Source organism: Rickettsia africae ESF-5, from assembly GCF_000023005.1.
Lineage (GTDB): Bacteria > Pseudomonadota > Alphaproteobacteria > Rickettsiales > Rickettsiaceae > Rickettsia > Rickettsia rickettsii.
The window spans coordinates 1-12377 of the sequence record NC_012634.1 but is presented as its reverse complement, the minus strand read 5'-3'; the positions used below and the strand labels follow the sequence as shown (position 1 = coordinate 12377).

Genomic DNA, 12377 nt, shown 5'->3' with positions numbered 1-12377 from the left:
ACTGTTGCTATTATGCAACGAAAAATTAAATAATTCTTGCACTAAATCAGGATAAAGCAAAGTATAATGCTTATTAGGAAGAGTTAAGGAATTAATAACATCATAATTAGTTACACTTTTTCCTTGGTGATAGGCTATATTGCCTATGTGTTGTAGGGATGTTTGATTATTGTTGTGTTTTTGTTCGTTGTGTGGTATATTCACTTCATAAACCTTTGTTTCGGGGTTTTAGTTTCAATAGGTGGGTACTCAACCGGCAAAAGTAGTGTACCTGCCTAAACATCAATATCTAAAGACTAGAAAAATAATCCTACAGTGTCAACAAAAGAATTCGAATAAAATTCGGATAGAAGCATTAACATATTCTTTTAAAAATTTTAATATTAATCTTGAAAAAAAACAGAGAAGTAATATTATATAGATATCTAGCTATACAGATAGCTAGATATCTATGTAATATTACTTAGTTATAAAAATGTCTGTAATTACTATTGCTGCTAATAAAGGAGGAGTAGGAAAAACAACAATTACTGCCCTTATAGCAAGCAATTTAGCAAAAAAGAAAAAGAAGGTATATCTAATAGATTTAGATCCACAACAAAGTTTAAAACAATGGTGGCAAAAAAGAGAAAATGAAGATATATCTCTTGTAGATATTAAATATAATCAATTAAAAGATGCTCTAATAAAAATAAATACAAAAGACAGCTATGTTATTATAGATACACCACCATCGCATTTAAAAATAATTGAACAAGCTATACTTGTAGCAGATTACATATTAATACCATGTAGACCTTCGCCTTTGGATATTGAAGCTATAGGTGAAACTTTAACTATAATAGAAGAACATAAAAAGAATTTTACCTTTATTTTGAATAGTTCTGTGTCAGGGACTCAAATAACAGAGCAGACAATTTTACTACTATCAAAAAATGGTCAGATTGCACCATCGCCCATAAGACAAAGGATTATATATGCTATTGCGATGTTAGATGGAAGAACTGCATTAGAGATGTATAATAAAGCTGCTATCAGTGAGATTAACGAATTATGTAATTTTATAGAAGGAGAAATCAAGAGTAATGAAAAAAAAACCACTAAATCTAGAAACATTAGGGGAAATAAGAAAACCAAGGCGGAATGAAGAACTAGAAACTAGTCTTATAAGAACCAAAAGAAGAAGCGAGAGAAATGTTCAATTAAATCTAAAGGTAACAATGGACTTTTATAATAATTTGAATAAGATAGCAATAAAAGAACAATGTTATATGGTAGAAGTACTTGAAAAAGCACTAGCTAGATATCTAGCTAGCTAGACGTCTAGCTACTATATTCTACCAACTATTTTATCTATTGAAATATTAAAAAAGTTTGCGACGGCATATATTGTTCTAATACTAAGATTTTTCTTAGCATCATGTTTTTTTATAAAATAGTTTATAGTATCTGTTCCGATATTACATGAAGCAGCTAATTGGTGAGATGAAATATTATTTTCATTTAGCATCGCCACAATAAAATCTTTAGTGTTGTTAGACATTTGTAAGGGACTGATCTTGATATATTTAGTATTATCATCCTGTATATAATCCACCCTTCCTAAAATTTCATCAATTGAGCAATTAAAGTAATTAGCAATTTTAAGAATTGTAACTAAAGAAGGGCTTACAGGTATGCCATTTAATAATTCACTAATACTAGAACGTTTGATCCCACTTTCATTAATAAAATCTTTTCGTAAAATTTTATGTTCATAAAATTTAACTTTTAAAAATTTCTGAATGCTTATAGTTATCGACATAAATATACTTTAAAAAATAAATTCCGAGAAATATTCGGAATTTATTTGACTTACTTTGTTTTTTTTATTAATCTAGTCTAAGTGGATACACTACTTTTGCTGGTTGAGTACCCACCTATTGAAACTAAAACCCCGAAACAAAGGTTTATATTATGAAACTATCATATATTCATGGCTTTGGCAACAAAGGTAATATTTTTGAAGCTAAGGGCATATCAGCAGAGAGTTTATCCCATCAGGCAAATTTAAACGTTACCCCCAAATACCTAACCCCCGACTACTTTTTACCTAGTAGTAGCAATGCTCACTACTATAGAAAGAAGTATAAAGGCAACCTTAATCTTAATTTTAAATCAAAGTTCCGCAAGATATCTCGAGTAGCATCAGTGATGTTGCTATCACTTGGATTTATTGCAACTACGTTAGAAGTCAAGGCGCAACCAGTTATAGAAGCAAATCAAAGTTTTTTATTTGGTAAGGGCTCTGCAGGAATTAGCACTAACGTGCCTTTACCACCAATCATGCCACAGTCACTACCACCAGCTCCTCCAATTCCGCCTGTGCTACCTGCTATGCCTGATTTCATCAGTGGTGCAAATATAGCAGGAAAAGCAGACAATAGGTCAGCATTGTTTGAGTCGATAAGGAATTTCGGCAAAAACATATTAAAAAAGGTCAAGAGAGAGCCAAAGCCTAAAGTTATATCTAGCGATGGCGAGGATCTAATGAGTCAGCTACACAATACACTTGAGAGAAGAAGAAATGGTATAGCTGGAGAGAAGAACGGCGCTAAGCCAAAGAAAGTAGTAAAGCAATTACCTAAATTAACATCTGAGGAGCAAGCACGGAAGAAAGCGGAGATAGCAAGAGAAAGAAGAAGAGCTGAAGTCGAAGCAGTAAAAGCTAGGATAGAGCAAAAAGCAAAGGAAAGAGGCGAGAATAGGGAAGGTGTAGTTAATGGTATAGATCCAGCACTACATCACAACATAGTATCAGATTTAAGATCTGAGATAGCACTCTTAAGAGAGCAGCTAAAAAATCAAGGTATCAATAATTTAGCAGGGACACTAGGCGGAGGAGCAGAAGAGCCTATATACAGCAAGCCTATAGATACTATTAGTATGGCAAGTAGCGTTACGGAGTACTCTGAACCTTGGCAAGATCCTGATACTGAAATAGGTGAAGCATTTGAAACTGAATTTAGTATGCAGAAGCAAATTGAGCCGACAGCACCACCGCTATCAGTGCTTAGTAGTTTAGAAGACTTACATATTTCAGAAGATGCTTCATTAAGCGAGGAAGAACGAGTAATGAAGATGCTAGATGAGGCAATAGAAGATAGCGGTTATAGCGGTTCTAGTTGTGGAGGCGTTGATGATTGGAGTGGTGAGGATAGTATTGCAGATACTGATGGATATGACACTGTATGTACAAGTAGTGGTAGTGAATATTCTGAGGATAGTAGCGACGAGGACGGGATACCATTTTCGCCCCCTGCGACTGAAGAGAAGAAAGCGGAGCTTGACATCATAAGAGAGTTTCAAGTATCGGAGCAATCTTCAGCTGTTGCAAGTAACGCTAGCATTAATGAAGCCAATATTGCAGCAGACAGCAACGAATCAGAGGAAGCATCACAGGAAGAAAGTACCACAGCAAGCGTCTTTGAGATACTAGATGAGGTGGACGAAAAAGATAGTGTATCTAAAGACATATCTACTAACTTAGGTAGTACTGCAAGCACTGAGCCACAAGAACAAGCTACCTCTATGAGTCAGGAAGAGTTACGTAAGAAAGCCGAGGCAACATCCGTAATGCAAAACCAAGCACGGAAGATGAGCAAAATATCTAGTAAACAGATCAGAGACCGTATCTTTGCTAGAGATATAGTAACTGCTGCTGTAGCTAGCGGTGATGATGACGCCGATGATGCATCTGAAAAAACCATCGGCTATAGTATATGGAGTAGTGGCACGCTTGGCATTAACAAACAAAAATCTAAAGCAGACTCGAATGGCTATAGTAGCAAAATAGCTGGAGGCACTATTGGAGCAGATATCAACCTTGAGAATGATTTGCTACTCGGTGCTAGTTTTAGCAGGTTTAATAGCCGTGTTAAATATCAAGATCAAGGCGGGTCAAGTGATTTATGCAGCAGCGGCACGAGTACAAGAGCTAAATATGATACTCATATATTTAGTCTATATGGCTCACGTCCAGTAAGCCGCAATATGAACGTGGCGATCATAGGTTCAGCAGGACATAGCAAAGGTAAAAAAGTAAGATCAAAGTTAATGAGCTTTGAGCCTCATCTTAACTACAAAGTAGAGATGCCGCGAGAAGTAACGCTAATACCTCACATTGGATTGAGATACGAATATGAAAAAGTAAGTCGCCACAAAGAGCAAATAGCAAGTAACCTGTCTATAGAGCGTTCTAAAAAGAGTTACCAAGCCTTAAATGGTGAGATAGGCAGCAGAGTAATATTTGCTCCTATTAAACTAAAGGGTAGTACTCCATCAACAATATCAATAACACCAACTGCACATTTTTCGGTAGAGAGAAGAATAGGCAGTAGGGGCAAAAGCAATTCATTCACTTTAACGTACTACGAGGCCCAGCAAACTATCGGGACTGGCATTGTATCAGTTAATGCTCAAAACGAAAGGACAAGCCTGAATGCTGGAATCGGATTAATAGCAAACCATAAGAACATTAAGCTAGAGCTATTGTATGACCAGCAAAGGCAAAAGCGATTTAAGAGCCATCAAGGAGTTTTAAAACTAAAAGTGAGTCTTTAAGATTTTAAAAAATCTAAAGGAAAGAGAAAGTTATTGTCAGAATCATTAATACTTAAGAAATAATTAAGAAGCACGGAAGCTGCTAATAGTGTAAAAGACAATCGCAAAAAGGATAATTAAATTAAACACAAAATAAGGAGGGAATATATATGTACGGATTAGTAAGAGATGAGAGAAACATCACATGGTTAGAGGTTGCAGGTACCAGCCATTACCGTAATCACGATTTTAAGGAAGCAATTGAGAGTTTTGATAGGATGTTTGAGGTACTGAAGCATGAAAAACTCGGAATACCGAGTATGCAGAAAGTGATTAAGGCGATCAGCTGTATTGACGTGATACTGAGCGTCATAGGAGTTAATCTTTTTTCAATTGAACTTGAGTATAAGGCACTAAAGACTAAGTGCAAAGGGTTAATTCTACTTGAGGAATATGAGGAGATAGCAGGCATTCATTTAAGACTTAATGCTTTAAACGAATCATTAAAGGGAAGTTTTGTAGAACTAAAGGAGGTAAGTTAATGAGTAAGGCTTTAAATAGTACTTCAGAAGTAGAAGCGTCTTATCCGGCAATGTTAGGTGGAGGATGGCAAAGAGTACCAAGCTGGTATGAGATGGGACTTGAGTGTTATATGCGTGGGTCAGATCCGGCTACTCTCTTCTTCTTTACTGTGTATTAGTATATATTGATGGGGGGTGTGGAGGCAACAAATTCTTTAATATGGAAGAAGATAGAGGAATGGTTAAGGATGGATAGTTACAGCGCAGTCCTAAAAAAACCGTACGGGTCTTTTGTGTTTTCTGATAAAAACTATTTACTTGCTGACACTGGCTCTCATGAATAATGTATTTTGTAATAAAACTTCGTACAAAGTATTATTACAATCGTAATTTCAAAATATTTCTTGGACAGTTTCTTTAAATTATATTTATATTGCTGTAATATTTTATAACTATCATTACAGTATAAACATTATACTTAACATCATTCATCTTTCTTGTTATATAATATTCAAAATATCTCAACAATTCTTGCCTATTATGCATAATTTTTAACGCTCTAAAGTTTACTATATGAGAGGGGTTATGCGAACCCCCTCATACTCCCCCTGCTATATCTGTAAAAAGTAAAACCTTTTTTGACATGTTTTATTATAAAAATTTGGGAAGTGTGCTTTTTGCTAGTGTTGTTTTGTTAGTTTAGATATACTAGTCTATATCATAATATAGAAATATTTCATATGGCTACAAAACCACTCTCAACTAGTACTAAGATTGCTAACTTAGCAAAAGTAAAGCAACAACGTATTCAAAAGATTGAAGCAGAATTAAATGTACAATTAACTTCCCTTCTAACTAAAAGAAAAGAAGAGATATTTAATATCTTTAATAAATTTTCTGCTGTCGATATTGACGATAAATTACTAATCGGATTTCTAAAATTTGTCACTAATAAAGATAATAAAGACCATCCTATTATTAAGGAGTTTTTAAATATTGCTAATAAAACTAGATTACTGAAGAGAAAAGGTAATAATTAAGTTAATATTTGTATTAATATTAGAGGTATATTATGAGTAATGTTATTAATTTTCCAAATGAGAAAGAACGTATTACATTTAAGAGAAATATTGCCAACACAAAACGATATAATATCTTTAAATCAATACTGCAATTGGTCAGCAAAGCTATCTATGACACCCTATTTACTATTAGACTAACCATAGCTACAACATTGCATTATTCGTTTTGTGTCTTTCTTAGTATTTTAAATAGTATGAATGTTTTTCTCTTCTTCTTTCTAGGGCTTTGTTGTATCATTAATTACTTCCATCTGGGTCAGCATTTCGTATCTCCTACTAACTATGTCACACCTGTCTTCATTGGATTCTGGATACTCTCATGTTCTGCTCAACATTTAGTTAGCTTAATACAAGAACATCTGCCTTTTCATAGAATATGTAGGGTTTAACATTTTAGGATTTTTAAAATTAAATCTTAATGCACAGAGGTATATGAACAACAAAAACACACCGAAAGATTCTAGCGAATTAAGCATAGCTGACACTAAAGAAAGCAATCGTAACCATGAGCAGGTAGACTCGAATAGTAGCAACACTTCCGAACGCCCAAGACATGATGAGCTATTTAAAAAGGTCATGAGCGAACCTGTAGCTGCTCGTGAGTTTCTAGAGCATTATTTGCCAGTGACCTTTAAGAATAAAATTAACTTAAATAGTATCAAAATAGAAAAGGAAAGTTTTGTTACTGAAGACTTAAGAAAGAGACTCAGCGATGTCGTGTACTCTGTTTCTTTAAAAAATGATAATATTAAAGATAGTACTACTGAAAAAAGTGTCCATAATGACAAAGCGTACGTATACGTACTTATAGAACATCAATCTAGTAGCGATTACTGGATTGCTTTTAGACTTTGGCAATATATGCTGCTATTATGCGAAAGGCATAAGGACGCCAATAACAATAAAAGCAGTGTTACAAAAGAAAAAGATAACAAGCTTCCTCTAATATGTCCTATCGTAGTATATGCAAATGATAAGCCTTATAATGCTCCAAGGAGCTTTTGGGAGTTATTTGAAGATAGCAAGACTGCTAAGGACATGATGGGTGATGAGTATTTACTTGTTGATTTGCAAAAACAAAGTGATGATGAAATAGAGAAAAAGAAACATCTTGGTATGATGGAGTATATGCTTAAACATATCAAGGCTCGTGATATCTTAAATCTTTGGCAAAGTTTACTTGAGAAGTTTGAAAGTAGTATTGAAATAGACAAGGAAAATGGCTACATTTACATTAAATGGTTATTGTGGTATAGTGATGCTAAGGTATCTGAAGATAAACAAGTAGAGCTTGCGAGTATCATAGCTAAGCACTTAAAAAAAGAAGATCAAGAGGAGCTTATGAGAACTATTGCTGATAAATATATTGATGAGGGCGTACAGAAAGGTATGGTCCAAGGTATGCAGATTGGGGAAGCTCGAGGTATGCAGATTGCTTCATCAATTGCTATGCAAATTCTTCGCATTGACGGAAAAATCGATCCACGCAACAATACTGATAGTCTGTTTTTGATATAGGTTTATTTAGAGTAAATCTGTCTAATAATTTCTCTGCTTCTTCATTCATTTGCAGCATTTTATAGCTAGCTGCTAAATAAACGCTAGTCAAATCATCTTGCCATGTATTTTTATGGTACTCGTCTAAATATTTTAAAATATTTGCAATATAGCTTGTAATAATAACGCTGTTTTGCGTCAGGCTCTAATATGTCCTATCGTAGTATATGCAAATGATAAGCCTTATAATGCTCCAAGGAGCTTTTGGGAGTTATTTGAAGATAGCAAGACTGCTAAGGACATGATGGGTGATGAGTATTTACTTGTTGATTTGCAAAAACAAAGTGATGATGAAATAGAGAAAAAGAAACATCTTGGTATGATGGAGTATATGCTTAAACATATCAAGGCTCGTGATATCTTAAATCTTTGGCAAAGTTTACTTGAGAAGTTTGAAAGTAGTATTGAAATAGACAAGGAAAATGGCTACATTTACATTAAATGGTTATTGTGGTATAGTGATGCTAAGGTATCTGAAGATAAACAAGTAGAGCTTGCGAGTATCATAGCTAAGCACTTAAAAAAAGAAGATCAAGAGGAGCTTATGAGAACTATTGCTGATAAATATATTGATGAGGGCGTACAGAAAGGTATGGTCCAAGGTATGCAGATTGGGGAAGCTCGAGGTATGCAGATTGGGGAAGCTAAAAGAACTATGGAGGTAGCTAAAAATATGCTTTCTAATAATTACTCAATTCCTGAGGTCTCACGTATTACTGGACTCTCTATTTCTGAACTCAATACCATAAATTTAACTAATAAAAAGGATTCCTAAACATGAAAATACATATTTCCCAATGCTCTGATGCTCCTAAAGTACTTGCAGCTCTTTACAACAATGCTGCACCTCAAGGCTTAGGTTTTTTAGTACAATCTTCCCGTATGTTTAATGGATCTTCTTCAGAAAGGAACGAAATTACCAATAGGATTTTATTGGCGGGTTCTAAGTTGCTCTATAGACTTTGGAGGAAAGTATCTATAAAAGGTTGTCCTACCTATATCTAGCGTTTTTATAATATCAGAAATAAACGGATAATTTTCATTATCTTTTAGCATAGCTTTTGCCGTACGCATTTTTTCGTCACTCATAAACTTAGGTCTCCCACCAATTCTACCATTTCTACGGGCAGATTTTAAGCCGGTTTTGGTATTTTCTACAATAATCTCTCGCTGAAACTGATCGAATGCTGCATTCATATGAAAGAAAAGTCTTCCTTCTGCTGTTGAAGTATCTATACTTTGGGTAATTACATGCAAGCTGATTTTTTTCTCCTCAAGGATTTTTAAAGTACTGATTATTTGCGTAAGCGATCTTGCAAGGCGAGATAATTTCCAAACTACAAGCGTATCGCCTTCACGCATATAATCAAGAGCTGCCTGCAATTGAGTACGTTGCTTACTTGCACCTGATATTTTTTCTGTAAATATTTTTTTACATCCTGCCTCATTAAGAGCATCAATTTGATGATTAGGGTTTTGATCTAACGTTGAGACTCTTGCGTATCCGATAAGCATATTTTCTTATTCCTAAAACGATTTTTTGTTATATTAGCGGAACATTTTAATAAGAACAATGTTTTGAAACATTTTTTGGGCAGATTTTTATAGATTTTTACGAGTCTGTTATATGTTTCCAAAACGATCGTTTTTGGAACATATTAACATTTGTTACTTACCTACTATTTATTTTACTTTGTCCAACATGTTGTTTACGCTGTATAACTTCAGTCACAAAATCTTTTTTCTTATTATACTCTTTAGGATCTACTGCCCTTTCTTTATATTGGCTTATCTTTTCTTGTAATAAATCAATATTTTTTAGTGCTTCTACTCTTTTATCTAACTCTTTATTATATATTTTAATATTTTTTACGTTCTGCTCCATTAGGTCCACGTGGTTATTACTGGTTTCTGAAGATACATTTATTTCCTTTTCCTTAGGATATAAACTACTAATCAATTTTTTTATTAAATTCTTTATTTTAACAAAAATATTTTTCGTACTATTTGATGTATCGGTTTTTAAAGCTGATTTCTGATTATTCTGCTCCTTGTCCTCAACTGTTTTCTGAGAAGATATGGTATCAAGAATATCTTTTAATATTTTTTCTTCCTCCCTCTGCACCTTATCAAGATCTAAGTGTTGTTTATTTTCTGCCCTGACTTCCTTTTCAGGCTTAAATTCATATTTATCATCCTCGTTAATGATAATATGCTGACTTACTATGTACGCAGATGTTAAATCTTTCCTAATTACTTGTAGCTTCTTAAGACAATCTGTCGTTATATCTCTTAACTCATTTATCATTATCATATTCTTTGCACTGGTATCATCAGTGTTAATACCTTTAAGTATACTCTTGATATCTGTCATAAAAACCTCATATGTTATTTATCTAGTTTAACAGAAAATTTATGTTAATAATAGTTTATTGCTTTGTTCATATTCATACTCCACCCTATTAATTCCACATCCTACACTAAGTCTTTTTAATACATGTGAATAATTATTTTTAACCCAATCCGCCATAAACCTTGTTGGCATTGTTAGGATTAGCATACCCTTTTCCTTATCCTCAGTAGCTTCTGCTTTAGAAAACCAAACCGCATCTATAGCCTCACCTAACTCTTCTCTCAATCCCTTTCTGATTTGATTCCATACTGTGTTTTCTTCTATTTTATCTAATTCCTTACCAATATCTAAAATTCCAATATCTTTGATATTAGAAATAATATCAGATTCTTTGATTTTAGAATATTGCTTCTCTATCTCTTCTTTTCTTTCACCTTTCCCACTGCTATCTTCAGCAGATCCTACATCTCCGACCACTGTCACATAATACCCATTGATACCATATACTGCTTCTAATTGCTCGCTTAATATCTCTATTTGCCGCTCGCTTAAACTTCCTGTTTGTATCCCCCCTAAATCTAGTCGTTTTGGGATTATTGCCGTTATAAAGCTATTATTATGATTTGTTTTGAATTCTACCTGCGTTAGTATCTCGTATGCCACATTAGTATTAAATCTTCCTGCTATTTTCTTCCTTACCTGCATTTCTTTGCTGATATCAAATGAGCTTTCTATTTGGTTTAGGTATTTCTCATATTTAAGTAAGTTTTGCTCGATCGTTTCTATGTTACAGCTAAATCTAAAGCTTGTATGATTTACTAAAGGCCCTTGATGCTTCTCGTTCTTTAGTATCTGAACCATATAGCTAAGAAACGTAAATTTGTTCTTAAATCTTTTCTCAGGATATTTGATGTAGAGCTTCAGTAATAACTGATTCACAAAATTATTACTGAATTCTCTATGTGCTCTAAAGTTAAGTGTATCTATATCTTTTTCTGAGAGTGGGTAGAAATGTCTTAGTTCTGCCCATTGTTCTTTTTGCTCAGATATGTTTTTGTTGTTTCTACTACTAGAATCATTTAAAAAAGAAGAATTGTTATAAGATTCAGATGAAGACAAGCTTTGCTTGTCTTTAAAAAACTCTTTTTTGTAGTTTTGCTCAGAAGTTAATGTGGAACTTGAGCAAGGTATAGATGAATTTTCTGAATTTGCATCTATATAATCTATATTTTTACCATACTTATTCTTTATTATTTCTTCTTTATTATTAAGGGCTGCTTTTTTTGCACTGATAGGCTGCTTTTTTTGCACTCCCTCTCTAAAATCCCTATAGGTATCAGAAAAAGCAAGAGAGTTATTACCCTGTAACTCTTCATGATTAAATTCTGTAATTTCTTCTGTTTGAGACTTCCTAATTTGAGAAATAGGAAATACTAAAGGATTAATAGATATATTAAAAATAGATTTGTCATATCTATTACAATCCATATCATCAGATTTAGTATATTTATGCTCCACTTTTAAAAAGAAGCTATCACCTTGTTGTTTGATATATTTGAATATATTAAACAGAGTTCTTTTACTCATGTTATTTTGTTGTATTAATTCATGAGATGTGGCAGAAAAAGAAAGCATGTTAGAGCCATTGGAGTTTTGCATAAAATTCCTATAAGCTGACATAATACAGTTTAAGAAGAATAGTTTATACTTAGATGGTAAATTATTTTTAAATAAGCTTTTCATAAATTCAAGCTCAATAGGAACGAATAACTTAATTCTTAAGATATGTTCTAAGTTAGACTCACGATCTAATTTAGAACTATTACTTACTTTTAAGTTAGTAGGTGAGTCTTTAATTACCGAGTACAACCTATCAGGAAGCACAGGAACTAACTTATTAGCTAAATCCATACCATTGCTTCTTTTTCTTCTAAAGACCTTCAGCAGTCCTAAAGACTCAAGCTTAGCTGTCATCTTTAAAATAGTAGCTCTCATATTAGAGTCAGTTAAAGAATTAACAGAATGATGAGCACTAGAAGTAAGGTAAGCAGTATCACAAGAAGCATCAACACCAAGCAGTTTAGCAAGTTTTAATGATGGATAGGTAATCGAATCATTACCCTTGCTTAGTTCTAACTGATACAACGAGACAATCTGTAAGAAAAATAATATATCCCTTGGCGATAACAAAGAGTCCAAAGAGGAAGACATTGAAGAGTCTAAAGAAGTATATTGTGTATTATTTACTCCTAAACCACCGAAACAAAGAGAACTATTTTTCAT

Annotated in this window: 10 protein-coding genes and 3 pseudogenes; 8 read left to right on the top strand and 5 right to left on the bottom strand. The window is 33.5% G+C overall.

Going from position 1 to position 12377, the window contains the following annotated elements:
* The first annotated feature begins 475 nt into the window (after window positions 1–475).
* Both RAF_RS07050 and RAF_RS09010 read left to right on the top strand, forming a co-directional pair.
* Window positions 476–1147: a ParA family protein gene (locus RAF_RS07050; RefSeq protein ID WP_012720135.1), complete on the top strand. Its 672-nt coding sequence runs from the start codon at window positions 476–478 to the stop codon at window positions 1145–1147.
* A complete protein-coding gene (locus RAF_RS09010; protein ID WP_148206986.1) occupies window positions 1086–1319 on the top strand; it encodes a hypothetical protein in 234 nt (77 codons plus the stop codon). The genes RAF_RS07050 and RAF_RS09010 overlap by 62 nt, the downstream gene beginning before the upstream one ends.
* An 11-nt stretch (window positions 1320–1330) precedes the next feature.
* On the opposite strand, the gene RAF_RS07045 is transcribed toward RAF_RS09010, so the two are convergent.
* The gene (locus RAF_RS07045) at window positions 1331–1804 is read right to left on the bottom strand and encodes a helix-turn-helix transcriptional regulator (protein WP_012720134.1); all 474 of its coding nucleotides are present in this window, start codon (window positions 1802–1804) and stop codon (window positions 1331–1333) included.
* A 152-nt stretch (window positions 1805–1956) separates the two neighbouring features.
* Here RAF_RS07045 and RAF_RS10220 point away from each other — a divergent pair, with 152 nt between their 5' ends.
* The 5 genes from RAF_RS10220 (at window position 1957) to RAF_RS07025 (ending at window position 7702) form a co-directional block, all read left to right on the top strand.
* Window positions 1957–4602 (top strand): autotransporter domain-containing protein, encoded by a 2646-nt coding sequence (locus tag RAF_RS10220; protein ID WP_012720133.1) that lies wholly within the window; start codon window positions 1957–1959, stop codon window positions 4600–4602.
* 149 nt (window positions 4603–4751) lie between these two features.
* A complete protein-coding gene (locus RAF_RS07035) occupies window positions 4752–5123 on the top strand; it encodes a hypothetical protein (protein ID WP_012720132.1) in 372 nt (123 codons plus the stop codon).
* The gene (locus tag RAF_RS09100; protein ID WP_158299176.1) at window positions 5123–5281 is read left to right on the top strand and encodes a hypothetical protein; all 159 of its coding nucleotides are present in this window, start codon (window positions 5123–5125) and stop codon (window positions 5279–5281) included. Before RAF_RS07035 ends, RAF_RS09100 begins: the two co-directional genes overlap by 1 nt.
* A gap of 561 nt (window positions 5282–5842) precedes the next feature.
* Complete coding sequence (locus tag RAF_RS07030) at window positions 5843–6142, top strand: hypothetical protein (RefSeq protein WP_012720131.1); 300 nt, start codon at window positions 5843–5845, stop codon at window positions 6140–6142.
* Between the two features lie 474 nt (window positions 6143–6616).
* Window positions 6617–7702, top strand: coding sequence for an Rpn family recombination-promoting nuclease/putative transposase (locus tag RAF_RS07025; protein ID WP_012720129.1), 1086 nt, complete (start codon window positions 6617–6619; stop codon window positions 7700–7702).
* Here RAF_RS07025 and RAF_RS10815 read toward each other — a convergent pair.
* Window positions 7677–7883, bottom strand: a pseudogene (locus tag RAF_RS10815) (hypothetical protein); the annotation flags it as partial. The gene RAF_RS07025 and the pseudogene RAF_RS10815 overlap by 26 nt on opposite strands.
* Window positions 7884–7886: 3 nt before the next feature.
* Here RAF_RS10815 and RAF_RS07020 point away from each other — a divergent pair.
* Window positions 7887–8516 (top strand): annotated as a pseudogene (locus RAF_RS07020) (Rpn family recombination-promoting nuclease/putative transposase); the annotation flags it as partial.
* 155 nt (window positions 8517–8671) lie between these two features.
* Here the strand turns inward: RAF_RS07020 and RAF_RS07015 are convergent.
* The 3 genes and pseudogenes from RAF_RS07015 to RAF_RS07005 form a co-directional block, all read right to left on the bottom strand.
* Window positions 8672–9256: a recombinase family protein gene (locus RAF_RS07015; RefSeq protein ID WP_012720127.1), complete on the bottom strand. Its 585-nt coding sequence runs from the start codon at window positions 9254–9256 to the stop codon at window positions 8672–8674.
* Between the two features lie 157 nt (window positions 9257–9413).
* On the bottom strand, window positions 9414–10115 hold the full coding sequence (locus tag RAF_RS07010; RefSeq protein ID WP_012720126.1) for a hypothetical protein: 702 nt from the start codon (window positions 10113–10115) through the stop codon (window positions 9414–9416).
* A 69-nt stretch (window positions 10116–10184) separates the two neighbouring features.
* Window positions 10185–12360, bottom strand: a pseudogene (locus tag RAF_RS07005) (DnaA N-terminal domain-containing protein); the annotation flags it as partial.
* Between the last annotated feature and the right edge of the window lie 17 nt (window positions 12361–12377).